Raw genomic sequence first — 24,001 nt, 5'->3', positions numbered from 1 at the left:
ATGCCGGCGCGCAACGGGCACATACGATCACCGGGTGGATTCGGACGTGGTCGTGGTGGGGGCCGGGATCGCCGGGGTGGCGTGCGCTGGCGAGCTGGTCCGGGCGGGGATCCCGGTGCAGATCCGGGAACGCGGCCGGGTGGCCGGCGGCCGGATGGCCAGCAAGCGGTTCGACGGCCGGCCCGCCGACACCGGTGCCGCGTACCTCACCGCCGACGACCCGGACTTCGTCCAGGTGGTCGAGCGGTGGCGCACCGCCGGGCTGGTCCACGAGTGGACCGACACCTTCGTCGCCTACGACGCGGACGGCCGCCGCGAGGTGACCGGTCCGACCCGCTGGGCCGCACCGCGCGGCCTGCGCTCGCTGGTCGAGGAGCTGGCCCGGGAGCTGCCGGTGAGCGTCGACCGGCTGGTCGTGACGGTCGAGCCCGGACCGGCGGTGGACGGCCGGCGATGTGCGGCCGTGGCGCTGTGCATGCCCGGCCCGCAGGCGGCGCTGCTGCTCGACCCGGCGCTGGCCCGGGCCACCCGGGCCGCCCAGGAGCAGCGCTGGTCGCCGTCGCTGTCGGCGGTGCTGCGCTTCCCGTCCCGCCGCTGGCCGGACTTCCGGGGCGCCTTCGTCAACGACCACCCGGTGCTCGCCCTGGTCTGCGACGACGGCGACCGGCGGGGCGACAGCGCCCCGGTGCTGGTCGCGCACACCACGCCCGAGTTCGCCGCCGGGCACCTGCCGCAGCCCACCGCGGCCGGCCCGGCGATCGAGGAGGCCGTTCGCGACCTGCTCGGCCTGCCCGAGCCGGCCGAGCTGGTCCACGTGCACCGGTGGACGTACGCCAAGCCGGCGCCGTCCGGCGGCGACGGGACGTACCACCTCGAGGCCGACGGCGTCGGGCTGGCCGGGGACGCGTTCGGCAAGCCCCGAGTGCAGAGCGCCTGGCGCTCCGGGCGGGACCTGGGCCGGGCCCTGGCGCAGCGGCTGCTCGCCGAGCGTGGTTGACCGCTGCCGGTGCGCGTAGCGGCGGCCACCGTCCCCGCCCCGCGGTCAGCTCCGGACACCGCCGAGCGCGGGCTCGCCCTGCCCCCGCCGCTCTGACTCGTCGGACGTACGCTCCCCGGCCCGGTCCAGCAGCTGCATGACCGGGGTGGCCGCGATCCCGTGCACCACCACCGAGACGATCACCACCAGGCCGACGGTGGCCCAGACCAGGTCGGCCTGCGGGAAGTCCGCCTTCGTGGTGGCGTACGCCAGGTAGTAGAGCGAGCCCACGCCCCGGATGCCGAACAGCGAGATCACCCAGTGCTCGGCCGGCCGCCCGGGCGCGCCGCGCAGCGACAACCAACCGAACAGCGGCCGGAGGACGAAGACCAGGGCCAGCCCGACCGCCGCCGCCTGCCAGGTCAGCGGGGCCAGCAGGCCGCCGATCACCGCGCCGCCGAAGAGCAGCAGCAGCAGGACGGTCAGCAGTCGTTCGATCTGCTCGGCGAAGTCGTGCAGCACGGAGTGGAACTCGTGGGTACGCTCCGCGGCCCGGATCGCCCGGGCGGCGGCGAAGACGGCCAGGAAGCCGTACCCGCCGACCACCTCCACCAGCCCGTACGCCAGGAATGTGGCGGCCAGCGCGAGGAAGCCCTCGGCGTGCCGGGCCAGCCGCAGCTCGCTGGGGGCGCGGAAGAAGAGCTTGCCGAGCAGCCAGCCGATGAGCAGACCGCCGCCGACCCCGACCGCGAGCTTGTAGAGCACGTCGACGGTGAACCAGTCGGAGAACCACTCCGCCGGGGCGAGGCTGGTGCTCGCGATGGCGATGGCGGCGTAGACGAACGGGAAGGCGAGCCCGTCGTTCAGGCCCGCCTCCGAGGTGAGCGCGAAGCGCACCTCGTCCTCGGAGTCCTCCACGTCGGTCGGCTCGCCCACCTGCACGTCGGCGGCGAGCACCGGGTCGGTCGGGGCGAGCGCCGCGCCCAGCAGCAGCGCGGCCGCCGGCACCAGGCCGGCCCACCACCAGCCGAGCAGCGCCACCGCCGCGATGCAGAGCGGCATCGCGATCGCCAGCAGTCGCCAGGTGGACGACCAGCGGGCCCAGCTCAGCGGGCGGTCGATCTTCAGCCCGGCGCCCATCAGCGCGACGATCACCCCGACCTCGGTCAGGTGGGTGGTGACCTCGGGATACGCCAGCGGGTCCGGCGACGGCAGCCCGGTGGGGAGCAGGAAGACCAGCACGCCGAGGCCGAGGAACGCGATCGGCATGGACAGCGGGCGGCGCTCCAGCACCCGGGGCAGGATCCCGGCCAGCAGGGCTCCGACCCCCACCAGCGCGAACGCGACGTCGACCGGCTCCACGGCACCACCTCTCGCACCTCGCCTGCGGCGCGGGCGAGGTGGGGGACTGTGCCCCGTGATCCGGCGGGCTAAGCCTGGGTGTCCGTCTTGTTCCCGGGTGACGTCCGTCCCCCTCGGGCGAGGGGGGAGTCGGCGAGACCGGCCAGCAGGTCGGCCGGATCGTCGTAGACGGCGACCGCGCCGGCGCCGGCCAGCTCGCCCCGGCTGGTGCCGCCGCAGGTCAACCCCACGCAGGGGATGTCGAGCTGGCCGGCGGCGGCGACGTCCCAGACCGCGTCGCCGACGAAGACCACCCGCCGGGCGTCGAGGCCGGACTGTTCCAGGGCGGCGACCAGGATGTCCGGCGCCGGCTTGCTCTGCGCGGCGTCGGCCGAGGAGGTGACGGTGTCGATCACGTCGTCCGCGTCCAGCGCCGCCCGCAGCGCCGCCGCCTCGTGTTCGGCGGCCGAGGTGGCGAGGACCACCCGCAGGCCCCGGGCGGCGCAGCCCCGGAGCAGCTCCGCGGCCCCGGGCAGCGGCACCAGCCGCTCCCAGTACTCCCCGAAGAAGCTGTCGTGGGCGTCCCGGAGCTTGCCGTCGGCGCCCCGGTCCCGCTCCGGGCCGAGCAGGTGGTCGAGGAGCTTGTCCGACCCCATGCCGATGGACCGGTGGATCAGCGCCATCGGCACCCGGTGGTCGGCCTGCCGCAGCGCCTCCCACCAGCTCACCGTGTGCAGGTACGTGGTGTCGACCAAGGTGCCGTCGACGTCGAAGAGGACACCGGTGGGACGCTCGCCGCTCATGGGCGTCCTCCTACCCGCTGCGGGCCGCGCTGACGCGCCGCCTCACCCGGACGGGATGAGGATCTCGAACCAGACCGTCGAGCCGCGGACCGTGGGGTCGGTGCCCCAGGCGTCGCTGAGCTGTTCGATCAGGCCGAGCCCGCGCCCCCGGCTGCTCAGCGTGTCGGTCTGGGCGCGGGTCACCGCTCCCCGGGTGCCGGAGTCGGCCACCGATACCAGCAGCCGCTCCGGGCTCAGGTCGATCACCACCCGCGCCTCCGTGCCGGCGTGCAGCAGGGCGTTGGTGGTCAGCTCGCTGGTGCAGAGCACCGCCGCCCCGACCACCGCCTCGGGCACCTGCCACTCGGTGAGCTGCCCGGTCATCCAGTGCCGTACCCGGCTCGGCGCGGTCGGCTCGGCCGGCATCTCCATGCTCGCCGAGCGGCTCGGCTTGAGCGCGTGCTCGACCGCCAGCACCGCCACGTCGTCCTCGGTGGCGCCGGGGACCGCCGCGGTGGCCACCGCGCAGAGCGCCCGCGGGTCACCGCTGGCCGCGTCGGCCACCGCCGTGGCCAGCCCGTCCAGGCCGGCGGAGAGGCTCTGCCGCCGTCGCTCGACCACCCCGTCGCTGTACAGCAGCAGGGTGTCCCCGGGGGCGAACGGCACGGTGGCGGTGCGCGGCCGGCAGCCGAGACCGAGCGGGGCGCCCGTGGGCAGCTCGATGAACGTGGCGGTGGCCGTGCCGTCGGGCAGGCAGCGCCGGATCAGCGGCGGCGGGTGCCCGGCGCTGGCCAGGGTGATCTCACCCCGGTCGGCGTCGACCACGCCGAAGACCACGGTGACGAAGAGTTCCTGGGTGCCGGTCTCGGTGCCGAGGCTGGCCACCAGGCGGTCCAGCCCGGTGAGCACGGCGTCCGGGCGCGGGTCGGCCAGCGCCAGGGCGCGCAGCGCCGCCCGGACCTGCCCCATCCGGGCGGCGGCCTGCACGTCGTGGCCGGCCACGTCACCGAGCACCACGCCGAGGTCGCCGGTGGGCAGCAGGAAGGCGTCGTAGAAGTCGCCACCGGCGGCGTTGCCGTCGACCCCGGGGTCGTACCGGGCGGCGATCCGCAGCCGGGGCAGCGCCGGCAGCTGCTCCGGCAGCATGCTGCGCTGCAGCAGCTGGGCGGTGCCGTGCTGGGTCTCGAACCGGCGGGCCCGCTCGGCGGCCTGGCCGACCAGCTCGGCCGAGGCGGCGAGCAGCGCCCGTTCCGCCGCCGACCAGCCGTGCGGGCTCTGGTAACCGACGGCCAGCCCGCCGCGGATCACCGAGGACCGCAGCGGCAGCGTGGCGAGCGCGCGGATCTTCTGGTCGTGCCGGTCCACCGCGCTGTCCCGCAGCGGCTGACCGTCACCGGTGAAGTAGGGCACGCCGCTGCGGGCGGTCACCACCACCGGGGCGGGGGAGTTCGCCGGGGTGGGGCGCCACAGCGGGGGCAGCCGCTCGTCCGCCTCGTCCAGCAGCTCGCCCCGGATCCGCCGGACCGACCGCCAGGCCAGGCCGTCGTCGACCGCGAGGGCCACCCGGTCGGCGTCGAAGGAGTGCAGCGCGTACCGCAGGGTCACCCGGGCCACGTCGTCCAGGGTGAGCGTGCCGGAGAGCGCGGCGGCGAAGTCGCTGAGGCTCTGCAGCTGTTGGGTCAGCTGGGTGGTCTGCGCGGCGACGGTGAGCACGCCGACGATCCGGCCGGTGCTGTCCCGTACCGGGGAGTGGCCGCGGGTGAAGACGGTGTGGTCTCCGGTGGCGGCGAGGTGCCGGTCCACCGGCAGCACCGACTCCTTCTGCAGGAAGGACTCCCCCTGCCGGTAGGCGCGCTCGATCACGTCACCGACGCCGGCGGTGTGCCACAGGTCGGCGTAGACCTCGGCGGCGGGCCGGCCCAGTGCCGTCGGGTGCCGGTCGCCGATGAGCTCGGAGTAGCCCTGGTTGTAGAGCATCACGAAGTCGGCGCCGTAGTAGAGCGCCATCGGCACCGGCGAGGCGAGGATGGCGTCCACCAGCGCGCGGACCGCCGGGTTCCACTCCTGCGGCGGGCCGAGCGGGGTGCCTGCCCACGGGTGGGCGAGCACGGCGGCCGCCACCTGCGAGACCGGGGCCGGTCCGGGGGTGGCGGCTGGTGGCGTGGGGACTCGACCGACCGTGCCTGGCATGTCACGCAGCCTAGCCGGAGCGCGCGGCGGACGTTCCGATCATGCCCCCGGCCGGCCCGGCGCGCCTGCGGGAAGGGGCGTTCTAACTGGTCAGGGGCTCTTTCACGAGGGATGTCGGGAATTTGGTGGCGGCCGTCGCGGCGTGCCGCCGAAGCGACCGGGTATGCGGGCGTCGCAATCCATAGGACAGGAGGGACATCATGCCGGAAAACCTGGCGGTCAGGCAGGCCGACATCGGAGACGCCCTGGCCGATATGTGGAGGTCGGTGCTGCTCTTCATCCCGAGGGCCATCGCGTTCATCGCCATCCTCGTGGTGGGTTGGCTGATCGCCCGAGCGGTCCTCAAGATCGTGGACAAGGCGCTGGAACGGGTGGGCTTCGACCGGGCGGTCGAACGGGGTGGCGTCAAACGGGCACTCGATCGGACGAAGTACGACGCCAGCGACATCCTGGCGCGGCTCGCGTACTACGCCGTCCTGCTGTTCACCCTGCAGTTCGCCTTCGGCGTCTGGGGTCCCAACGCGATCAGCGACCTGATCCGGGGGGTGGTGGCGTGGCTGCCGCGGGCCTTCGTGGCGATCATCATCGTGGTCGTCGCGGCCGCGATCGCCAACGCGGTGCGGGACCTGGTCGCCGGTGCCCTGGGCGGCCTCTCGTACGGCAAGGTGCTGGGCGACCTGACAGCGATCTTCATCCTGGCGCTCGGTGTCATCGCCGCGCTGAACCAGGTGGGCATCGCCACCACGGTGACCACGCCGGTGCTGATCGCGGTGCTCGGCACGGTGGCCGGCATCCTGATCGTCGGCCTCGGCGGTGGTCTGGTGAAGCCGATGCAGAGCCGCTGGGACACCTGGCTGAACCGGGCGGCCGAGGAGTCGCGGGCCATCCAGGAGCACCGTCGGGCCCGGGCGGCCGGGCAGGGCGACATGAACCGGCAGATGGCCGACCGGGCCGGCGAGCGGACCCAGGCCATGCCGCGCGCCGAGCAGGCCGGGTCGATGGCCGGGGGCCGGGGCACCTACCAGTCCGGCAACGTCGGCGACGAGACCCAGCAGTTCCGCCGTCCGGGCAGCTGAGTCGGGGCGGAGCGCAGGGAGGGTGTCCGCGCGCGGCGCGGGCGCCCCCTCCCGTCGCGTCCGGCCGGGTCAGGCCGGTTCGAGGTGGCGCGGGTCGAGCGTGCGGGCCAGCGCGCAGACCGCCAGCAGGCGGGTGAGCAGCCATTCCGGCTCGGTCCAGTCGGCCGCACCCTCGGGCGGGAGCAGGCCGTGCTCGCGGGCCGTGGAACGCAGCCCCTCGGCGTAGCCGGCCAGGGCCGCCGGGGTCAGCGGGCGGCGGTCGCCGTCCAGGCTGTCGCGGACCGCCGCGGCGTGCTGGTCGACCATCGCGAGCAGGCCCGGGCGGGCGGCGGCGGCGGCGAGGCCGGCGGCGCCGACCGAGGCGGTGAGCAGGGCGAGGGTGGACCGCGCCGCGCTGGCGGCGGTCCGGGTCGCGACCTGGTGGTGCGGCACACGCATGGGGACCGAGGTTAGCCACCGGGTAACCGCCGCGGCCTCGGCCACTCGGCCGGTACCGGGTCCTCCTCCGGTCGGCCGACCTCCTCCGCGGGGATTGACCCGGGTGAGGGTGGGCAGAAGGAGAACGGCGCGCGTACGGGCGCAACCGGCACCGTGGAGGGACGGATGGGACAGCACGCGGACGGCCCCGACCAGCAGCACCGCCGGCCCGACGGGGTGACCGACGAGACGGTGGCCGCGCTGGGCAAGCTCAGCGAGGCGCTGGAGACGGTGGAGCGGGCCCGCGGGCACCTCTACGAGCTGCACCAGCTGATCGGGCACGCCGACCTGATGCTCGACGACGCGGTCGAGCAGCTCCGGGCCGCTGGCCACGACGAGCTGGCCGAGCGGGTCGCCAGCGAGATGCTCGGTCGCAACGTGATCGCCGGGCGCTGGACGTTCCAGATCGTCGAGGACTTCGACGACGGTTACTACGGGCTCTTCCGGGAGCTGGACCGGCAGGCCCGCGACGAGCTGGTCGGGGGGCGACGCCACCTGTACGAGGCGGAGATGAAGGAGCGGCGCCGGACCCGGGGCCGGCGGGGGCACGAGGCGCGCCCCGGCGGCGACGGCTAGTCGGTCGCGTCCGCCGTGCGACGCCGGCTGGCGTCGTCGGCGATGATCACGGTGGCCACCATGAGCGCGACGCAGAGGCTGAACAGCCAGGAGTCGTCGGCGGTCAACTTCGCGGCGACCGGAGCGTGGATCGCGGCGAGCAGGAAGCCGAGCCAGGCCAGGCGGCGCTGACGTGGGGTGAGGATGCCGGAGCCCTGTTGCATCCCGAAAGTCTTGCTCGACGTCCTGTGGTTGCTGCCAGCCGAGCGGTGGATTCTGGACGACCTGTCCGGATTTCCGCCCGTCCGGGCGTTGATTTTTGCCGGTTCGGGGGACGCTGCGGGCGCCGTGACTCGTTCTCGGCTGATGGGGCAGGATGGGTGCCCGTTCCGGCGCGGTGCGGCGACACGGCGGTGTCCCTGACCCGGGGATGCCGCCACGTCGCCGGCACAGGGGTCGGTCGACGCCGGGTCGTCCGGCTCACACGTCGGGACCGGTCCGTCCGGTGGTGGACGGGCGGTACGCCCGCTCCGTATCGGTCATCTCGCGCCGCTCGGCCTCCGGCCCGGCGCCCCGGTCGACCGCCTCGGGCCCGTGCCCGAAGGCGGCCTCCCCACCCGCGTCGTTGCCGGTGACGTCGTCGGCCTGCCCGTCGATGGTGGACCGGGCGATCGCCCGTTCCAGCTCCTCCAGCGGGATCTTCTGCTCGTCCCGCCACACCCTGTCGTCGTTGTCCGTCATCCCTTCGCCGTACCCGGCGCCGGTGATCGCAAACGGCCAGCCGTGGGCAGCGCGGCCGGACCCGGACACGGCGATGGCCGCCGGGAGTGCCGGCGGCCATCGGGACGTGTGTGTTCGGGGGAGGGATCAGGGCTGCGGGCGGTCGACCGCCCCGCGCCAGGCGCCGGTCTCCTGACCGCGCCGCTCGATGAACTGCTTGAACCGCTCCAGGTCACCCTTGGCCCGGCGGTCGACCACGCCCAGCTTGTCGCCGGCCTGCTCGACCACGCCGTGCGGCTCGAAGTCCATCTGCAGGGTCACCCGGGTGCTGCCCTCGTCGAGGCGGTGGAAGGTCACCACGCCGGCCTGCTGGGTGCCGCTGGACGACTTCCAGGCCACCCGCTCATCGGGGAGCTGCTCGGTGATCTCGGCGTCGAACTCACGCCTGACTCCGGCGATCTCCACGGTCCAGTGGGTCATCGTGTCCGACAGCTGCCGGACGTCCTGCACCCCCTCCATGAAGTGGGGGAACTCCTCGAACTGGGTCCACTGGTCATAGGCCGTCCGGATCGGGACGGAGACGTCCACGTGCTCGATAACGCCGCTCATGAAGGTTCCTCCTCTGCCCGCTGGTGGTCGTGGGCGGATCGTGGGCCGATCCGCCTCACCAGCGCGTCGTCTCGTTCTTGTGCCCGAGCGCGGCCCACACCTCGGAAACCGTCTGGTACCGGATACCGTCGGGCAGCCGCTCCAGCTCGGCGATCAGGTCGGCGGGCGCCTGGTTGGCCCGGGCGTTCTCGATCAGCGTCTCGCGGTCGCCGGGCAGGGCCGTCATGGTGATGAACCGGCCGAGTCGACTGCGCCCCTCGACATCGTCGGCGCTCATCCCCTGTGGGTTGCCGCCGCGAGACGCGCCGGCCGTCACCGTCTTCGGCTCCGGCTGGTCCTCGCCGGCCGGTTCCGGCTGGCGGGACTCGTTGACCCGTGAGCCGGCGGCGCCCGGCCCCTGCACGAGGCCGCTGACCTCCTGGCTCATGTTGTCGTCAACCCTGGGTCCGTGCTTGCTGCTGCCACGTTCCATGCCTTCTGAGCTACCCGCAGCGCCTCCCGGGAAACGCCGAACCCGGCACCCGGTCACGAATCGGCGGCGGCCTTCGGCGGCAGCACCGGCTCGCCCGGGTCGTCCGCCCCGGCCTGGAGCACCCGCCCGCGCTGCAACTCGGCGTTGATCTGCACGCCGAACATCAGCGCGCAGTTGGACAGGTAGAGCCAGACCAGGAAAGCGATGACCGCGCCCAGGCTGCCGTACGTGACGTCGTAGGAGCCGAAGTTGGCGACGTACAGGCCGAAACCGAAGGAGGCGACGACCCAGGAGAAGAGCGCCACCGCCCCGCCCGGGGTCAGCCAGCGGAACCGGGGCTGCCCGACGTTCGGGGCGATCCAGAACAACAGCGACAGCAGGGTCATCATGATCAGCGCGAGCACGGGCCACTTCGCCACGCTCCACACCGTGCGGGCCAGCCCCCCGGCACCGACCAGGTCGCCCACCGCGTCGGTGACCGGGCCGCTGACGATCAGCCCGGTGGCCACCACCGCGAGCAGCAGCAGAGTGAGCGCGGCCATGCCGATCTGCAGCGGGCGCAGCCGGTAGAACGGCCGCCCCTCCGGCACCCCGTAGATCGCGTTGGAGGCCCGGGTGAACGCGCCGATGAACCCGGAGGCGGACCAGAGCGCACCCAGCAGACCGAAGCTGAGCAGCACCTTCGCCCCGCTCTGCTGGTCGACCACGGTGCGCACCACGGAGACGAAGCCCTCGTTGCCGACCACCGAGCCGGCCCCGATCTCCCGGGCCAGGTCGAGCACCGTGTCCACGGTCCGCTCACCGTCGGAGACCAGGCCCACCAGGGCGACCACCACCACCGTGGAGGGGAAGACGGCGAGCACGCCGTAGTAGGTCAGCGCCGCCGCCCAGTCGGCGCAGTTGTCCTTGACGAAGTTCCGCCCGCTGCGGACCAGCGCCCCGCGCCAGGTGGACCAGCTCAGCTGGCGTACCCGGCGGGGCAGCCGCAGCCCCTGTCGGCCGCCGGCAACCGCGGTCGGCCCCGTCGTCGCTGCCATGCCCGCTCCCTGTCGCCCCGGCCGCCGGATGACGGCACCCGGCCTCGCCTGACCCGCCGGTACCCGATGCCGAAAATCGACAAACCCGGCGGCGGAGTTTGCCGATGAGGGCGCGGGGAACCGTCTACCCAGACGACGCGGAGGAGGATGAGATGCCCGGGCGCGAGGTGTTGCCCAGCACGCTGCGGCGCTCCCCGGAGAAGGCGCAGCGCACCTGGGAGAAGACGCACGATTCGGCGGTGGAGACCTACGGCGAGGGGGAGCGGGCGCACCGCACCGCGTTCGCCTCGGTCAAGCACGAGTTCGAGAAGGTCGGCGACCACTGGGAGCCCAAGGGTCGCAAGGGTCCCAGCGACCGCCAGGCCGAGGGCGGCGGACCCGCCCGGCGGGCCCCCACGGCCGCCGGGGTGGACGCCAACGCCCCGAAGGACCACCTGATGGAGGTGGCCCGGAAGTTGGAGGTGCCAGGTCGGTCCCGGATGACCAAGCCGGAACTGGTCAAGGCGATCCAGAAGGCGAACGACCGGCAGACCCGCCGGGCCCGCGGCGACTGACCGCGGACGCACTTTCTTTCACGGAACGAGTGGCTATTCCGCGCGGAATAGCCACTCGTTCCGTGAAAAGAGGTGGAGGTCACCAGTGGCCGCCGCCGGGGGCCTCCAGGTGCACCGTCTTGACCGTGCTGAACTCGTCGAGCAGCTCCGGGCCGTACCCGAAGCCCTGGCCGCTGCCGCGGCGCGGCTGCGCGGCCCCGCCCGGCGCGCCCCCGAAGACCGCGTTGACCTTGACCGTGCCCACCGGCAGCTCCCGCCAGGCGCGCTGGGCGTGGCTCATCGAGGGGGTGAGCACCGTGCCGGCCAGCCCGTACGGCGAGTCGGCGGCGCGGCGCAGCGCCTCGCTGAACGAGTCGACCACGACCACCGCCGCGACCGGCCCGAACGTCTCCTCGCGGATCAGCGCCATCTCGTGCCGGCAGCCGGTGACCACCGTCGCCGGGTAGAACGCGCCCGGCCCGTCCGGCAGCGTCCCGCCGGCGCGTAGCGTCGCCCCCTCGGCCACCGCCGCCGTCACCTGCCCGTGCACGTGGTCGCGGTGCCGCCGGTCCACCAGTGGGCCCAGCTCGGTCTCCGGGTCCCGACCGGGCCCGACCCGCAGCGCCCCGGCCCGGTCGACCAGCGCGTCGACGAAGTCCTCGGCCACGTCGCGGTGCACGTAGATCCGCTCCACCGCGACGCAGATCTGGCCCGCGTTGGCGAACGACCCGACCGCCGCCTGCCCGGCCGCCCAGACCGGGTCCACCCCCGCGTCGACGATCAGCGGGTCGCTGCCGCCGTTCTCCAGCAGCGCCTTCGCGCCGGTCCGCGCGCAGGCCGCGGCGATCGCCCGGCCGGTGGCGGTCGAGCCCACATGGGCGACCATGTCCACCGGCTGCCCGGCCAGCGCCGCGCCCACCTCGGCGCCGCCGGTCAACAGGGAGAGCACCCCGGCCGGCAGCGCGCCGTCCAGGACCTTCGCCAGCAACCAGCCGGTCGCCGGGGTCCGCTCGCTCGGCTTGTAGAGCACCACGTTGCCGGTGACCAGGGCCGCGCCGAGCAGTCCGCAGGAGACCGCCACCGGGTCGTTCCACGGGGTGATCGCGGCGACCACGCCGCGCGGCTCCGGCGCCATGAAGTCGATCGCGCCGGTGCCGCCGTGCAGCGTCCGGCCGCCCCGCAGCGGGCCCAGCTCGGCATACTGGCGCAGCGTGCCGATGCCCGCCTCGACCCCGCCCCGGGCGTCGGCGAGGGGCTTGCCCATCTCCGCCGTCGTCGCCAGGGCCAGCTCGTCGGTCGCCTGCGTCAGGGCGTCCGCGGCCCGGTGCAGGGCCGCCGCCCGCTCCGCCGCCGGAGTCGCCGCCCACTCCACGGCCACCCCCCGGGCGGCCTCCACCGCCTTGGCCGCCTCGTCCGCCGTCGCCACCGGGACGGTGCTGACCGGCGAGCCGTCGGCCGGATCGTGCACGACCAGCTCGCCGCCCGCGCCGCCCGCGCCCCATACTCCACCGATGAGCTGTTCAACCCTGTACATGCGGCGGTGGATGCCCCGGCCCCGGCGAGGCAAACGCGTTTCGCCCCATTGCGGGCCGGGTAGGCGGATCCAGTGATCACGACCGGCACGGAGACCGCGGACGCCGTCGTCGTCGGCGCCGGGCACAACGGCCTGGTGGCCGCCAACCTGCTCGCCGACGCGGGCTGGGACGTCCTGGTGCTGGAGGCGACCGCCGTGCCCGGCGGCGCGGTGCGCTCCGCCGAGGTGACCGCCCCCGGCTACCTCAGCGACCTCTACAGCTCGTTCTACCCGCTCGGGTACGCCTCCCCGGTCCTGCGCCGCCTCGACCTCGGCCGGTACGGCCTGGAGTGGACCCACGCCCCCGACGTGCTGGCCCACCTGCTGCCCGACGGGCGGGCCGCGGTGATCAACCGGGACCCGGAGGTGACCGCCGCCTCGCTGGAGGCGTTCGCGCCCGGCGACGGGCAGCGCTGGCACCACGCGTACACCGACTGGCTCGAGGTGGCCGACCCGATGCTCGGCACCATCACCACGCCCTTCCCGCCGGTGCGCGGCGGCCTGACCCTGCTGCGCCGGCTTCGGGTCGGCGGCGCGCTCCGGCTGGCCCGCCGGCTGGTCGTCCCGGTCCGCAAGCTCGGCGACGAGCTGTTCGACGGCGACGGCGGCCCGGCGCTGCTGGCCGGCTGCGCGCTGCACACCGACCTCTCCCCGGAGGAGGCCGGCTCCGGCGTGCACGGCTGGCTGCTGGCCATGCTCGGCCAGCAGGTCGGCTGGCCGGTGCCGGTCGGCGGCGCGCAGAAGATCACCGACGCGCTGGTCGACCGCCTGGTCGCGCGCGGCGGCCGGATCTCCTACGGCGCCCGGGTCGACCGGGTGCTCACCGCCCGGGGCCGGGCGATGGGGGTACGCACCGTCGGCGGGGCCACCTGGCGGGCCCGCCGGGCGGTGCTGGCCGACGTGCCCGCCCCCGCGCTCTACCTCGACCTGGTCGGCGCGGCGCTGCTGCCGCCCCGACTCGTGGCGGACCTGGCCCACTTCAAGTGGGACGGCTCCACCCTGAAGGTGGACTGGGCGCTCTCCGCGCCGGTGCCGTGGACCAACCGGGCGGTGGCCACCGCCGGCACCGTGCACCTCGGCGCGGATCTCGACGGGCTCACCACGTACGCCGCCGCGCTGGCCCGGGGCGAGGTGCCGCACGACCCGTTCCTGCTGGTCGGGCAGATGACCACCGCCGACCCGAGCCACTCGCCAGCGGGCACCGAGTCGCTCTGGTCGTACACCCACCTGCCGTTCCGGCGGGAGTGGCGGGCCGAGGAGATCGCCGCGCACGTCGACCGGATGGAGGACGTGCTGGAGGCCGCCGCCCCCGGCTTCCGCAGCCTGGTCGTCGGCCGGCACGTGGCCGGGCCGGCCGACCTGGAGAAGGGCGACCCGAGCCTGGTCGGCGGTGCGCTCGGCGGCGGCACCGCGGCCGCGTACCAGCAGTTGTTCCTGCGCCCGATCCCCGGCCTGGGCCGCGCCGACACCCCGGTGGACCGGCTCTTCCTGGCCAGCTCCTCCGCGCACCCCGGTGGCGGCGTGCACGGCGCGCCCGGCGCGAACGCCGCCCGGGCGGCGCTGGCCCGCGACCGCGCGGTCACCGGCGGCCTCTATGCCGGGGTGATCGACGCCGCCCACCGGGCGGTCTACCGCTGAGGCCCGACCGCCCGGGCCGGGGGTCAGCGGTCCAGGTTGCGGTGCCGGGTACGGAGCTTGAACGGCATCAGTGCGCTTTCCACCTTGGTGGCGGTGGTCATCTTCGAGTCGCCGTCGCGGCGCTCCTCGAAGCGGATCGGCACCTCCAGGATGGTGTGCCCCAGCTTGGTGGCGAGGTAGTGCATCTCGACCTGGAAGCTGTAGCCGTTCGACTGCACCCGGCTCAGGTCGATGTCGCGCAGCGCGTCCGCCTGCCAGATCTTGAAGCCGGCGGTCAGGTCGCGGATCCGCACCCGCAGCAGGGTGTGCACGTAGAGGTTGGCCCAGCCGCTGAGCGCGCGGCGGTAGAGCGGCCAGTTCTCGTCGAGCTGCCCGCCGGGCACGTACCGGGAGCCGATCACCACGCCGGCCTGGGTGGAGAGCAGCGCGCCGAGCATGCCGGGCAGCGCCGCCGGCGGGTGCGACAGGTCGGCGTCCATCTGCGCGACATAGTCCGCGCCGCCGTCGAGCGCCCGGCTGAGCCCGTCGACGTACGCCCGGCCCAGACCCTCCTTGCCGGCCCGGTGCACGACCTGGATCCGGTCGGGGTGCTCGATGGCCAGCTTGTCCGCCACCTCACCGGTGCCGTCCGGCGAGTTGTCGTCGACCACCAGCACCTTCAGTCCGGGCAGCGGCAGGGCGAGAAGCCGGTCGACCAGCACCGGGAGGTTGCCCGCCTCGTTGTAGGTGGGGACCACGACGGTCAGGCGCGCGTCCCGCCACGGCGAGGGCAGCTCCACGGGTTCGATCATCTCGGACATCCTCAGTCGGCCGACAAGTTCCCCCAAAGGGTAGCTAGTGGCCTGCCCGGGCCCCCGCCGAGGTTCCCCGCGACCCCGGGGTCAGCGCTCCGCGCGCTCATCCGCCGTCTGCCGGCTGGCGATGTCGGAGAGCCGGCGCAGGGTCTCGTTGTTACGCTGGTGCAGCACCAGGTCGTTGAGCTTGTTGCGGACCCGGCGCAGCGGCCCGGCGGCGAAGTCCTCACCGATGCGGACCCGGGTGGCGCCGTCGCCGACCGGTTCCAGGGTGAACACCACGATCGCTTCGCCGGCCGGCCACAGCCCGGCCTTCAGCGCCAGTAAACCCGGCGGGCGTGGTCGGCGTTAGCTTCTCCGGGGCGACGGGTAAGGCGGCACCGGCGACCCGTGCCCGGCGCGGACGGCGATGAGCCGTACCGCCGGGTAGATGATGTTTACTCCTCAGGGCTCCGGGAACCCGCCGCGCGTGCGACGGGACCAGATGGAGCCGGATCAGCGCAGGTCAGGCCGGGTTGACCCGGCGTCTGACCGGGCCGCGACCCGGCCGGGCCTGTACGACGCGGTGCTGTTGGACCGGGACGGCACGCTGGTCGAGGACGTGCCGTACAACGGCGACCCGGAGAAGGTCCGGCCGGTGCCGGGCGCCCGGGAGGCCCTGCACCGGCTCCGCGCGGCCGGGCTGCGCCTCGGCGTGGTGACCAACCAGTCCGGGCTGGCCCGCGGGCTGTTCACCGCCGACGACCTGCGGCGGGTCAACGCCCGGGTGGAGGAACTGCTGGGCCCCTTCGACACCTGGCAGATCTGCCCGCACGACGAGCGCGCCGGCTGCGCCTGCCGCAAGCCGGCCCCAGGCCTGGTGCACGCGGCGGCGCGGGCGCTGGGCACCACCCCCGACCGGTGTGCGCTGGTCGGGGACATCGGCGCGGACATGACCGCCGCCGGCGCGGCCGGTGCCGCCGGCATCCTGGTGCCCACCCCGGCCACCCGGCCCGCCGAGGTGGCCGCCGCCCCGCACGTCGCCCGTGACCTGCTCACCGCGGTGGCCGCGATCCTGGACCGTGCCGCCCTGGCGGCCGGGCCGCCGTCGCGCCCGCCGCGCGGCCGCGTACTGGTGGTCCGCAGCGACTCCGCCGGGGATGTGCTGGTCACCGGCCCGGCCATCCGCGCGGTCGCCGCCGGCGCCGAAGGGGTCGTGTTGCTCTGCGGCCCGCGCGGGCGGGACGCCGCCGCGCTGCTGCCCGGCGTCGACGAGCTGGTCGAGTGGCCGCTGCCGTGGATCGACGGCGCGCCCGCCCCGGTCGAACCGGCCGACATGCGGGCGCTGACCGCCCGGCTGGCCGGGCTGGCCGTCGACGAGGCCGTCGTCTTCAGCTCCTTCCACCAGTCCCCGCTGCCGCTGGCCCTGCTGCTGCGGATGGCCGGCGTGGCCCGGATCAGCGCGATCAGCGACGACTACCCGGGCTCGCTGCTCGACGTCCGGCACCGGGTGCCCGACGGCCTGCCCGAACCGGAGCGGGCGCTGTCGCTCGCCGTGGCCGCCGGGTTCGCCCTGCCCGCCGGGGACGACCCCCGGTTGCGGATCCGCACCGACGCCGTGCCGCCCGCCCCGGCCGGGCTCGGCGGCCCCGGGTACGTGGTGCTGCACCCCGGCTCGGCGGTCCAGACCCGGGCCTGCCCACCCGAGCTGGCGGCGCGGATCGTCCGGGTGCTCACCGCCGCCGGGCACCGGGTGGCGGTCACCGGCGGACCCGACGAGACCGAGCTGACCGCCCGGGTGGCCGGGGACGCCGGCATCGACCTGGGCGGGCGGACCGGGCTGGCCGAGCTGGCGGCCGTGCTCGCCGGGGCCGGCGCGCTGGTGGTCGGCAACACCGGTCCGGCGCACCTGGCCGCCGCGCTCGGCGTACCGGTGGTGAGCCTCTTCGCCCCGACCGTCCCGTATGGACAGTGGGGGCCCTACCGGGTGCCGGCGGTACGGCTCGGCGACGCCGCCGCGCCCTGCCGGGACAGCCGGGCCACGGTCTGCCCGGTGCCCGGACATCCCTGCCTTTCCGCGATCGAGCCGGGCCGGGTGCTGGCGGCGGTACGCCTGCTCGGCGTCCCCGCGACCGCGCCGCCCGCGACCGCGCCGCTCACGCCGGCCGAGCCGCCTCCCGCGACCGGTCGGCCGGCGGTGGGCGGCGCCCAGGCGGGCGTGACGGCGGTGGCCGCCACCGGCGGGAGCGCCCGATGAACATCCTGGTGTGGCACGTGCACGGCTCCTGGACCACCTCCTTCGTGCACGGTAAGCACCGCTACCTGGTGCCGGTCACCCCGGACCGCGGCCCGTACGGGCTGGGCCGGGCCCGCACCTATCCGTGGCCGGAGAGTGCCGTCGAGGTGACCCCGCAGCAACTGCGCCGGGAGGACGTCGACGTGGTGCTGCTGCAACGGCCCGAGGAGTTCGACCTGGCCTGCGAGTGGCTGGGCCGCCGGGTGGGCCGGGACGTGCCGGCGGTCTACGTCGAGCACAACACCCCCAAGGGGGACGTGCCCAACACCCGGCACCCGATGGCCGACCGGGAAGACCTCCTGCTCACCCACGTCACCCACTTCAACGAACTCTTCTGGGACAACGGCGGCACCCGCACCGCCGTGGTCGAGCACGGGGTGGTCGCGCCGCAGGTGGAGTGGACCGGGGAGCTGAACCGGCTCGCCGTGGTGATCAACGAGCCGGTCCGCCGCTCGCGGGTCACCGGCACCGACCTGCTGCCCCGCTTCGCCGAGGTCGCCCCGCTGGACGTCTTCGGCATGAAGGTGGCCGGGCTCGCCGGTCACCTCGGCCTCCCGGAGGAGCTGCTGACCAGCCACGACGACGTGCCGCAGCACCGGATGCACGCCGAGCTGGCCCGGCGCCGGGCGTACCTGCACCTGTGCCGCTGGACCTCCCTCGGGCTGAGCCTGATCGAGGCGATGACGATGGGCATGCCGGTCGTCGCGCTGGCCACCACCGAGGCCGTGCTCGCCGTGCCTCCCGGGGCGGGGGCGCTCTCCACCCGGGTCGACGCCCTGCTGGCGGCCGCCGAGCGGTTCGTCGCGCAGCCCGCCGAGGCGCGCCGGGCGGGCGCCGAGGCCCGTACCGCCGCCCGGGCCCGCTACGGCCTGGACCGTTTCCTCACCGACTGGGACCGCCTGCTGGAGGAGGAAGTATGCGCATCGCGATGATCTCCGAGCACGCCAGCCCCCTCGCCGTCCTCGGCGGTGAGGACGCCGGCGGGCAGAACATGCATGTCGCGGAGCTCTCCGCCGCGCTGGTGGCCGCCGGGCACGACGTCAAGGTCTACACCCGCCGCGACGCCGTCGACCTGCCCGTCACCGTCCGCGCCCCGGACGGGTACGACGTGGTGCACGTGCCGGCCGGCCCGGCCGAACCGCTGGCCAAGGACGAGCTGCTGCCGCACATGAAGCCGTTCAGTCACTGGCTCGTCGAGCGGTGGCGGGGCGGCGACTGGGCGCCCGAGGTGATCCACGCGCACTTCTGGATGAGCGGGCTCGCCGCGCTCACCGCCGGGCGGCAGACCGGGGTGCCGGTGGTGCAGACGTACCACGCACTGGGCACGGTCAAGCGGCGGTACCAGGGCGTCCAGGACACCAGCCCGGCCCGGCGCATCGCGTACGAGCGGGAGCTGGGGTGCGCGGTCGACCGGGTGGTGGCCCAGTGCCAGGACGAGGTGGGCGAGCTGGTCCGGCTCGGCGTCCCCCGGTCCCGGATGACGGTCGTCCCGTCCGGGGTCAACCTCACCACCTTCGCCCCGCTCGGCCCCGCCGCCGAACGGGAACCCGACCGGCCCCGGATCCTCACCGTCGGGCGGCTGGTCGAACGCAAGGGATTCCAGACGGTGATCCGGGCGATGGCCCTGGTGCCCGACGCCGAGTGCGTGGTGGTGGGTGGCCCGCCGGCCGGCCTGCTGGAGACCGACCCGTACGCCCGCCGGCTGCGCGCGCTCGCCACCACCTGTGGCGTGGCCGACCGGGTGAAGCTGGTCGGCGCGGTGCCCCGCGAGGAGATGGGCCGCTGGTACCGGTCGGCGGACCTGCTGGTCGCCGCCCCCTGGTACGAGCCGTTCGGGCTCACCCCGCTGGAGGCCATGGCCTGCGGGGTGCCGGTGGTGGGCACGGCGGTGGGCGGGATCAAGGACACCGTGGTGGACGGGACCACCGGCGACCTGGTCCCGGCCCGGGACCCGCGGGCCCTGGGTGCCGCGATCCAGCGCCTGCTCGACGACCGGATCCGCCGCTTCGGGTACGCCACGGCCGCGCTGCAACGGGCCCGGAACCGCTACTCGTGGGCGGCCACCGCGGAGCGGCTGGCGGAGGTGTACGACGAGGTGGCCGCGGTCCGCCGGCCGACCCGGGTGGTCGCCTGATGACGGCGGCGCCGACCCGGGACGCGGGTCTGCTCGACGCCCACCTGACCCTGCTGGCCGAGGCGCTGCTGCCGTTCCGGTCGGCGGAGCAGCGGCTGGCCCGCTGGGGCGCGGAGCTGGCCGGCACCCTCGCGGGCGGCGGCCGGCTGCTGGTCGCCGGCAACGGCGGCAGCGCCGCCGAGGCCCAGCACCTCACCGCCGAACTGGTCGGCAAGCTCCGCGACGACCGGGTGCCGCTGGCGGCGATCGCGCTGCACGCCGAGACCTCCGCGGTCACCGCGATCGCCAACGACTACGGCTACGACGAGGTCTTCGCCCGGCAGGTCCGCGCCCACGGCCGCCCCGACGACGTGCTGCTGCTGATCTCCACCAGCGGGGCCAGCGCCAACCTGCTCGCCGCGGCGAGGGCCGGCCGGGAGGCCGGTCTGCGCTGCTGGGGCTTCACCGGGCCCGCCCCCAACCCGCTCGCCGAGGCGTGCCACGAGGTCCTCGCGGTCGCCTCCCCGGAGAGCCAGGTGGTGCAGGAGCTGCACCTGGTGGCCACCCACGTGCTCTGCGAGTACGTCGACCGGGCGCTGCCCGCGGCGCTCGCCGCGCCGGTGGGTTCCGCCGGGCCGGTGCGGACCGGGGTCGAGGTGGTGGTCGACGGCGCGGGCCGGCGGGTCGGCGCGGGATGAGGAGGCGTGCGTGAGGGGTCCTCTGGTGGTCATCGGCGACACCCTGCTGGACCGGGACGTCGAGGGCGTGGTGAACCGGCTCTGCCCGGACTCGCCGGTGCCGGTGCTGGACGAGACGGCGCACGTCGACCGCCCCGGCGGCGCCGGCCTGGCCGCCGTCTTCTCCGCCGCCCAGGGTGCCGAGGTGGCGCTGGTGACGGCGCTCGCCGACGACGTCGGCGGCGCCCGGCTCAGCTCCCTGCTCACCGCCGCCGGGGTGCAGGTGTACGCGCTGCCGCTGGCCGGTGCCACCCCGGAGAAGATCCGGCTGCGGGCGCGCGGCCGGGTCCTGCTGCGGCACGACCGGGGCGGCGCGGCCGCCGAGCCGGGAGAGCCCGGCGAGGCGGTGCTGCGGCTGATCGCCGAGGCATCCGCGGTGCTGGTCAGCGACTACGGCCGCGGGGTGGCCCGGCTGCCGGCCCTGCGTGCCGCGCTCGCCGCGACCCGGGCGCCGGTGGTCTGGGATCCGCACCCGCGCGGCCCGGCGGCGGTGCCCGGGGTGCAGCTGGCCACCCCGAACGAGGCGGAGGCGCGCGAGCTGGCCAAGGTGCCGCCGGGCGGGTCCCGGCTGGGCGCCGCCGCGCGGGGCGCGCAGGGGCTGCGCGAGCGGTGGCGGGCCGGCGCGGTGGCGGTGACCCTGGGCGGCGACGGGGCCCTGCTCTGCCATGCCGGCGCCACGCCGCTGGTGGTCTCCGCCCCGGTCAGCGCCGAGGGGGACACCTGCGGGGCCGGGGACCGGTTCGCCTCCGCCGCGGGCATCGCCCTCGCCCGCGGGGCGCTGGTCTCCGAGGCGGTGCAGGAGGCGGTGGCGGAGGCATCGGCGTACGTGGCCGGCGGGGGAGTGGCCGCCGCGCTCCCGCCGCCGGTGCGGACACCCCCGGCGGTGCTGCTCAGCGGCGGCGGGGAGCGGATCGGCACCGCCGCGGCCGGCGCGGTGGTGGCCGAGGTACGCGCGGCCGGCGGCACCGTGGTGGCCACCGGCGGCTGCTTCGACCTGCTGCACGCCGGGCACGTCGCCACCCTCCAGGCCGCCCGGCAGCTCGGCGACTGCCTGATCGTCTGCCTCAACTCCGACAGCAGTGTCGCCGGGCTGAAGGGCCCGGACCGGCCGGTGACGTCCCAGGGCGACCGCAGCCGGCTGCTCGCCGCGCTGAGCTGCGTCGACGCGGTGATGGTCTTCGACGAGCCGACCCCGCACGCGGTGCTGAGCTGGCTGCGCCCGGACATCTGGGTCAAGGGCGGCGACTACGCCACCGGCGGCGGGGACGAGCCGACCCTGCCGGAGGCCGAGATGCTGCGCCGCTGGGGCGGGAACACCGTGGTGGTGCCGTACCTGGACGGGCGCTCCACCACCGACATGATCGCGGCGGCCCGCGGCGGGCGCGGCGCCGCAGCGCCCACCGGCGCCCGCCGCGCCGACCGGCCGACGGCGGAGGGAGCACGATGACCAGCAGTCCACCCGGTGCCGGCCCGACCGTCCTCGTCACCGGCGGGTCGAGCGGGCTAGGCGCGGCGGTGGTCGTCGCCGTGGCCCGGGGCGGCGGCCGACCTCTCGTACTGGACCGGCACCGGCCGGGCGACGGGGTGCCGTGGATCGAGTGCGACCTGGCCGACACCCGGGCCGCCGAGGAGGCCACCCGGGAGCTGGCCGAGCGCTCGGGCGGCCTGGACGCGGTGGTGACCGCCGCCGGCATGGACGTGCCCGGCCGGCTGGCTGACGTGCCCCGGGACGCCTGGGAGCGGATCGTCACCGTCGACCTGCTCGCCACGGTGGCGGTGGTCCGGGCGGCGCTGCCCTACCTGGAGGCATCCCGGGGCAACATCGTGACGGTCGCCTCGACGCTGGGGATCAAGGCGGTCAGCGACGCCACCGCGTACTGCGCGGCGAAGTTCGGGGTGGTCGGCTTCACCCGGGCGCTCGCCGCCGAACTCGCCGGTCAGGTGGGCGTCACGCTGTTGATCCCGGGCGGGATGCGGACCGCCTTCTTCGACGAGCGCGACCCGCAGTACAGGCCCGGCCCGGACGCGAAGCTCAACGACCCGGCCGACACCGCCGCCGCGGTGATGTTCGCGCTCTCCCAGCCGGCCGGCTGCGCGGTACGCGAGCTGGTGGTCTGCGCCGAGCAGGAGACGTCGTACCCGTGATCCTGGTGCTACGGGCCCTCGGCGTCGGCGACCTGGCCACCGCGGTGCCGGCGCTGCGCGCGCTGCGGGCCGCGTACCCGGACCGGGAGCTGGCGCTCGCCGCGCCGGCCTGGCTCGGGCCGCTGGTCGACCTGGTCGGCGGCGTCGACCGGCTGCTGCCCACCGACGGGCTCGGCGCGCCGCGGTGGCCGCCGCCACCGGTCGCGGTCAACCTGCACGGGCGCGGCCCGCAGTCGCACCGGCTGCTGGCCGGCGCCGGACGGCTGCTCGCCTTCCGCTGCCCGCAGGCCGGTCACCTCGACGGCCCGGACTGGCGCGACGAGGAGCACGAGGTGGACCGCTGGTGCCGGCTGCTCGGCTGGTACGGCGTCCCCGCCGACCGCGCCGACCTCGCCCTGCGCCGCCCGGCACCTGGTTGGATGCCGGCCGGGGGCACCGTCGTGCACCCCGGCACCAAGATCCCCGAGAAGCGCTGGCCGGTCGAGCGGTTCGCCGCGCTCGCCCGCGAGCTGACCGGCCGGGGGCATCGGGTGGTGGTGACCGGTTCGGCGGACGAGCGGGAGCTGGCCGGGCGGGTGGCCGCCGGCGCGGGGCTGCCCGGGACGGCGGTGCTCGCCGGGGGGACCGACCTCGGCGAGCTGGCCGCCCTGGTCTCCGGCGCCCGACTGGTGGTCAGCGGGGACACCGGGGTGGGCCACCTCGCCACCGGGTACGGCGTCCCGTCGGTGCTGCTCTTCGGCCCGGTGCCGCCGTCGCGGTGGGGCCCGCCGGCGGACCGGCCCCGGCACCGGGTGCTCTGGGCCGGTGACCGGTATCGGCCCGCTTCGTCCAGGATCGGAACGCATCCGACGTTGGCGGCCCTGTCCGTGGACGAGGTGCTGGCCGCCGTGGACGAGGTGGCAGAGGCGGTGCGGGTGTCCGATGCGATTGCGGCGTAGTGACCCGGGCCGGGCGGGCTACGGGCGCCGCCGGCGGGGTGAGGACTGGACGTTCCTCGACCCGCGCGGCGACCCCGTCCGCGACTTCGACGAGCTGGCCCGGCTGAACCAGCTGGTCATCCCGCCCGCCTGGCAGGACGTCTGGATCTCGCCGTACCCGAACGGGCACATCCAGGCCACCGGTGTCGACGCGGCCGGGCGCAAGCAGTACCTCTACCACCCGGAGTGGCGCCGCAAGCGGGACGAGGCGAAGTTCGACCACGTGCTGGAGGTCGCCCACCGGCTGCCGAAACTGCGGGACCGGATCGCGCACGACCTGGACGGCCGGGGACTGAACCGGGACCGGGTGCTCGCCACGGTCGCCCGGCTGCTGGACATGGGGATGTTCCGGGTCGGCAACGGCCAGTACGCCGTCGGTGAGGACGCCACCTTCGGGGTGTCCACGCTGCGCCCGGAGCACGCCCGGTCCCGGCGCGGCTGCGTGGTCTTCGAGTTCCCCGCCAAGGGCGGCATCGACCAGGTACGCCGGATCGAGGACCCGGAGCTGTGCCGGGTGCTGACCAACCTGCGCCGCCGGCGCCGGTCCGAGGAGCGCCTCTTCGGCTACTGGGACGGCCGGGCCTGGCGCGACGTGCGCAGCGACGAGGTCAACGGGTACCTGCGTGACGCCAGCGGCGGGGAGATGACGGCGAAGGACTTCCGTACCTGGCACGCGACCGTGCTGGCCGCCACCGAACTGGCCACGGTGGGCGTCCAGCGTTCCGCGACGGCGCGGAAGAGGGCGGTGGCCGGGGTCATGCGGGAGGTGGCCGAGCTGCTCGGCAACACCCCCACCGTGGCGCGGACGTCCTACGTGGATCCCCGGGTGGTCGACCTCTACCACGACGGGGTGGTCGCGCCGGTCCGGCCGGAGACGCCCCGGACGGAGGCCGAACGCTCGGTGCTGGAGTTGCTGGAGGATGCCTGACCGGCCCCGCCGTGAGTCCTGGGGGGAAGCGCGACGGGGCCGGGGTCGGTGCG

Annotated in this window: 25 protein-coding genes; 13 read left to right on the top strand and 12 right to left on the bottom strand. The window is 75.4% G+C overall.

Annotation, left to right across the window (positions count from 1 at the left end; all coding sequences use genetic code 11):
* Window positions 1–46 precede the first annotated feature (46 nt).
* A complete protein-coding gene (locus tag ACLQ2U_RS13915; RefSeq protein ID WP_425751118.1) occupies window positions 47–997 on the top strand; it encodes an NAD(P)/FAD-dependent oxidoreductase in 951 nt (316 codons plus the stop codon).
* A gap of 45 nt (window positions 998–1,042) precedes the next feature.
* Here the strand turns inward: ACLQ2U_RS13915 and ACLQ2U_RS13910 are convergent, their stop codons facing one another.
* The 3 genes from ACLQ2U_RS13910 to ACLQ2U_RS13900 form a co-directional block, all read right to left on the bottom strand.
* Window positions 1,043–2,338, bottom strand: coding sequence for a cation:proton antiporter (locus ACLQ2U_RS13910; RefSeq protein ID WP_425751029.1), 1,296 nt, complete (start codon window positions 2,336–2,338; stop codon window positions 1,043–1,045).
* Window positions 2,339–2,406: 68 nt separating this feature from the next.
* Window positions 2,407–3,120: an HAD family hydrolase gene (locus ACLQ2U_RS13905; RefSeq protein WP_425751028.1), complete on the bottom strand. Its 714-nt coding sequence runs from the start codon at window positions 3,118–3,120 to the stop codon at window positions 2,407–2,409.
* Between the two features lie 42 nt (window positions 3,121–3,162).
* Window positions 3,163–5,289 carry an ATP-binding SpoIIE family protein phosphatase gene (locus tag ACLQ2U_RS13900; RefSeq protein ID WP_425751027.1) on the bottom strand — a complete coding sequence of 709 codons (2,127 nt, stop codon included), beginning with the start codon at window positions 5,287–5,289 and terminating at the stop codon, window positions 3,163–3,165.
* 200 nt (window positions 5,290–5,489) lie between these two features.
* Between ACLQ2U_RS13900 and ACLQ2U_RS13895 the strand changes: the two genes are divergently transcribed.
* Window positions 5,490–6,365 carry a mechanosensitive ion channel family protein gene (locus tag ACLQ2U_RS13895; protein WP_425751026.1) on the top strand — a complete coding sequence of 292 codons (876 nt, stop codon included), beginning with the start codon at window positions 5,490–5,492 and terminating at the stop codon, window positions 6,363–6,365.
* Between the two features lie 69 nt (window positions 6,366–6,434).
* Here ACLQ2U_RS13895 and ACLQ2U_RS13890 read toward each other — a convergent pair whose 3' ends face one another.
* The gene (locus ACLQ2U_RS13890; protein WP_425751025.1) at window positions 6,435–6,803 is read right to left on the bottom strand and encodes a DUF6401 family natural product biosynthesis protein; all 369 of its coding nucleotides are present in this window, start codon (window positions 6,801–6,803) and stop codon (window positions 6,435–6,437) included.
* A gap of 165 nt (window positions 6,804–6,968) precedes the next feature.
* Here ACLQ2U_RS13890 and ACLQ2U_RS13885 point away from each other — a divergent pair, with 165 nt between their 5' ends.
* Entirely contained in the window at window positions 6,969–7,418 is a 450-nt protein-coding gene (locus ACLQ2U_RS13885) for a hypothetical protein (protein ID WP_425751024.1), read from the top strand.
* Here ACLQ2U_RS13885 and ACLQ2U_RS13880 read toward each other — a convergent pair.
* The 5 genes from ACLQ2U_RS13880 to ACLQ2U_RS13860 all read right to left on the bottom strand — a co-directional run bounded on the left by ACLQ2U_RS13880 (window position 7,415) and on the right by ACLQ2U_RS13860 (window position 10,235).
* A complete protein-coding gene (locus ACLQ2U_RS13880; RefSeq protein ID WP_425751023.1) occupies window positions 7,415–7,621 on the bottom strand; it encodes a hypothetical protein in 207 nt (68 codons plus the stop codon). The two genes, ACLQ2U_RS13885 and ACLQ2U_RS13880, sit on opposite strands and share 4 nt — an antisense overlap.
* 256 nt (window positions 7,622–7,877) lie before the next feature.
* Complete coding sequence (locus ACLQ2U_RS13875; RefSeq protein ID WP_425751022.1) at window positions 7,878–8,138, bottom strand: hypothetical protein; 261 nt, start codon at window positions 8,136–8,138, stop codon at window positions 7,878–7,880.
* A 126-nt stretch (window positions 8,139–8,264) separates the two neighbouring features.
* On the bottom strand, window positions 8,265–8,726 hold the full coding sequence (locus ACLQ2U_RS13870) for an SRPBCC family protein (RefSeq protein ID WP_425751021.1): 462 nt from the start codon (window positions 8,724–8,726) through the stop codon (window positions 8,265–8,267).
* Window positions 8,727–8,781: 55 nt separating this feature from the next.
* Entirely contained in the window at window positions 8,782–9,198 is a 417-nt protein-coding gene (locus ACLQ2U_RS13865) for a DUF2795 domain-containing protein (RefSeq protein WP_425751020.1), read from the bottom strand.
* A 53-nt stretch (window positions 9,199–9,251) separates the two neighbouring features.
* Window positions 9,252–10,235 carry a YihY/virulence factor BrkB family protein gene (locus ACLQ2U_RS13860; protein WP_425751019.1) on the bottom strand — a complete coding sequence of 328 codons (984 nt, stop codon included), beginning with the start codon at window positions 10,233–10,235 and terminating at the stop codon, window positions 9,252–9,254.
* A gap of 152 nt (window positions 10,236–10,387) precedes the next feature.
* Between ACLQ2U_RS13860 and ACLQ2U_RS13855 the strand changes: the two genes are divergently transcribed.
* Window positions 10,388–10,789 (top strand): ChaB family protein, encoded by a 402-nt coding sequence (locus ACLQ2U_RS13855; protein WP_425751117.1) that lies wholly within the window; start codon window positions 10,388–10,390, stop codon window positions 10,787–10,789.
* Window positions 10,790–10,868: 79 nt separating this feature from the next.
* On the opposite strand, the gene ACLQ2U_RS13850 is transcribed toward ACLQ2U_RS13855, so the two are convergent.
* Entirely contained in the window at window positions 10,869–12,302 is a 1,434-nt protein-coding gene (locus ACLQ2U_RS13850) for an aldehyde dehydrogenase family protein (protein ID WP_425751018.1), read from the bottom strand.
* 72 nt (window positions 12,303–12,374) lie between these two features.
* Here ACLQ2U_RS13850 and ACLQ2U_RS13845 point away from each other — a divergent pair, with 72 nt between their 5' ends.
* Window positions 12,375–13,979, top strand: a complete 1,605-nt coding sequence (locus tag ACLQ2U_RS13845) for a phytoene desaturase family protein (protein WP_425751017.1) — start codon at window positions 12,375–12,377, stop codon at window positions 13,977–13,979.
* 23 nt (window positions 13,980–14,002) lie between these two features.
* On the opposite strand, the gene ACLQ2U_RS13840 is transcribed toward ACLQ2U_RS13845, so the two are convergent.
* Window positions 14,003–14,770, bottom strand: a complete 768-nt coding sequence (locus tag ACLQ2U_RS13840) for a polyprenol monophosphomannose synthase (RefSeq protein ID WP_425751016.1) — start codon at window positions 14,768–14,770, stop codon at window positions 14,003–14,005.
* Window positions 14,771–14,860: 90 nt separating this feature from the next.
* Window positions 14,861–15,055, bottom strand: coding sequence for a hypothetical protein (locus tag ACLQ2U_RS13835; protein WP_425751015.1), 195 nt, complete (start codon window positions 15,053–15,055; stop codon window positions 14,861–14,863).
* A 202-nt stretch (window positions 15,056–15,257) separates the two neighbouring features.
* Between ACLQ2U_RS13835 and ACLQ2U_RS13830 the strand changes: the two genes are divergently transcribed.
* Genes ACLQ2U_RS13830 through ACLQ2U_RS13795 form a run of 8 tightly spaced genes read left to right on the top strand, consistent with a single transcriptional unit; the run spans window position 15,258 to window position 23,948 of the window.
* Window positions 15,258–17,009 carry an HAD-IIIA family hydrolase gene (locus ACLQ2U_RS13830; RefSeq protein ID WP_425751116.1) on the top strand — a complete coding sequence of 584 codons (1,752 nt, stop codon included), beginning with the start codon at window positions 15,258–15,260 and terminating at the stop codon, window positions 17,007–17,009.
* Window positions 17,006–17,980 carry a glycosyltransferase gene (locus ACLQ2U_RS13825; RefSeq protein WP_425751014.1) on the top strand — a complete coding sequence of 325 codons (975 nt, stop codon included), beginning with the start codon at window positions 17,006–17,008 and terminating at the stop codon, window positions 17,978–17,980. The genes ACLQ2U_RS13830 and ACLQ2U_RS13825 overlap by 4 nt, the downstream gene beginning before the upstream one ends.
* Entirely contained in the window at window positions 17,965–19,182 is a 1,218-nt protein-coding gene (locus tag ACLQ2U_RS13820) for a glycosyltransferase (RefSeq protein ID WP_425751013.1), read from the top strand. The genes ACLQ2U_RS13825 and ACLQ2U_RS13820 overlap by 16 nt, the downstream gene beginning before the upstream one ends.
* Window positions 19,182–19,859: a D-sedoheptulose-7-phosphate isomerase gene (locus ACLQ2U_RS13815; RefSeq protein ID WP_425751012.1), complete on the top strand. Its 678-nt coding sequence runs from the start codon at window positions 19,182–19,184 to the stop codon at window positions 19,857–19,859. Before ACLQ2U_RS13820 ends, ACLQ2U_RS13815 begins: the two co-directional genes overlap by 1 nt.
* A 10-nt stretch (window positions 19,860–19,869) precedes the next feature.
* Complete coding sequence (locus ACLQ2U_RS13810) at window positions 19,870–21,345, top strand: PfkB family carbohydrate kinase (RefSeq protein WP_425751011.1); 1,476 nt, start codon at window positions 19,870–19,872, stop codon at window positions 21,343–21,345.
* Window positions 21,342–22,043, top strand: a complete 702-nt coding sequence (locus ACLQ2U_RS13805) for an SDR family oxidoreductase (protein WP_425751010.1) — start codon at window positions 21,342–21,344, stop codon at window positions 22,041–22,043. The genes ACLQ2U_RS13810 and ACLQ2U_RS13805 overlap by 4 nt, the downstream gene beginning before the upstream one ends.
* Window positions 22,040–22,981, top strand: a complete 942-nt coding sequence (locus tag ACLQ2U_RS13800; RefSeq protein ID WP_425751009.1) for a glycosyltransferase family 9 protein — start codon at window positions 22,040–22,042, stop codon at window positions 22,979–22,981. The genes ACLQ2U_RS13805 and ACLQ2U_RS13800 overlap by 4 nt, the downstream gene beginning before the upstream one ends.
* Complete coding sequence (locus ACLQ2U_RS13795; RefSeq protein WP_425751008.1) at window positions 22,965–23,948, top strand: DNA topoisomerase IB; 984 nt, start codon at window positions 22,965–22,967, stop codon at window positions 23,946–23,948. Before ACLQ2U_RS13800 ends, ACLQ2U_RS13795 begins: the two co-directional genes overlap by 17 nt.
* Window positions 23,949–24,001: the final 53 nt, after the last annotated feature.

This window comes from Micromonospora sp. DT47, assembly GCF_049844475.1.
Classification (GTDB): Bacteria; Actinomycetota; Actinomycetes; order Mycobacteriales; family Micromonosporaceae; genus Micromonospora.
Note: the sequence above shows the minus strand (reverse complement) of the source record. Positions and strands in the feature narration are given on the sequence as shown.

Coding starts and splice junctions, on each gene's coding strand:
- ACLQ2U_RS13825 (WP_425751014.1), top strand. CDS start 17,006: ATGAACATCCTGGTGTGGCACGTGCACGGCTCCTGGACCACCTCCTTC.
- ACLQ2U_RS13820 (WP_425751013.1), top strand. CDS start 17,965: ATGCGCATCGCGATGATCTCCGAGCACGCCAGCCCCCTCGCCGTCCTC.
- ACLQ2U_RS13830 (WP_425751116.1), top strand. CDS start 15,258: ATGGAGCCGGATCAGCGCAGGTCAGGCCGGGTTGACCCGGCGTCTGAC.
- ACLQ2U_RS13805 (WP_425751010.1), top strand. CDS start 21,342: ATGACCAGCAGTCCACCCGGTGCCGGCCCGACCGTCCTCGTCACCGGC.
- ACLQ2U_RS13795 (WP_425751008.1), top strand. CDS start 22,965: ATGCGATTGCGGCGTAGTGACCCGGGCCGGGCGGGCTACGGGCGCCGC.
- ACLQ2U_RS13870 (WP_425751021.1), bottom strand. CDS start 8,726: ATGAGCGGCGTTATCGAGCACGTGGACGTCTCCGTCCCGATCCGGACG.
- ACLQ2U_RS13815 (WP_425751012.1), top strand. CDS start 19,182: ATGACGGCGGCGCCGACCCGGGACGCGGGTCTGCTCGACGCCCACCTG.
- ACLQ2U_RS13890 (WP_425751025.1), bottom strand. CDS start 6,803: ATGCGTGTGCCGCACCACCAGGTCGCGACCCGGACCGCCGCCAGCGCG.
- ACLQ2U_RS13865 (WP_425751020.1), bottom strand. CDS start 9,198: ATGGAACGTGGCAGCAGCAAGCACGGACCCAGGGTTGACGACAACATG.
- ACLQ2U_RS13840 (WP_425751016.1), bottom strand. CDS start 14,770: ATGATCGAACCCGTGGAGCTGCCCTCGCCGTGGCGGGACGCGCGCCTG.
- ACLQ2U_RS13860 (WP_425751019.1), bottom strand. CDS start 10,235: ATGGCAGCGACGACGGGGCCGACCGCGGTTGCCGGCGGCCGACAGGGG.
- ACLQ2U_RS13850 (WP_425751018.1), bottom strand. CDS start 12,302: ATGTACAGGGTTGAACAGCTCATCGGTGGAGTATGGGGCGCGGGCGGC.
- ACLQ2U_RS13895 (WP_425751026.1), top strand. CDS start 5,490: ATGCCGGAAAACCTGGCGGTCAGGCAGGCCGACATCGGAGACGCCCTG.
- ACLQ2U_RS13905 (WP_425751028.1), bottom strand. CDS start 3,120: ATGAGCGGCGAGCGTCCCACCGGTGTCCTCTTCGACGTCGACGGCACC.
- ACLQ2U_RS13900 (WP_425751027.1), bottom strand. CDS start 5,289: ATGCCAGGCACGGTCGGTCGAGTCCCCACGCCACCAGCCGCCACCCCC.
- ACLQ2U_RS13855 (WP_425751117.1), top strand. CDS start 10,388: ATGCCCGGGCGCGAGGTGTTGCCCAGCACGCTGCGGCGCTCCCCGGAG.
- ACLQ2U_RS13875 (WP_425751022.1), bottom strand. CDS start 8,138: ATGACGGACAACGACGACAGGGTGTGGCGGGACGAGCAGAAGATCCCG.
- ACLQ2U_RS13880 (WP_425751023.1), bottom strand. CDS start 7,621: ATGCAACAGGGCTCCGGCATCCTCACCCCACGTCAGCGCCGCCTGGCC.
- ACLQ2U_RS13885 (WP_425751024.1), top strand. CDS start 6,969: ATGGGACAGCACGCGGACGGCCCCGACCAGCAGCACCGCCGGCCCGAC.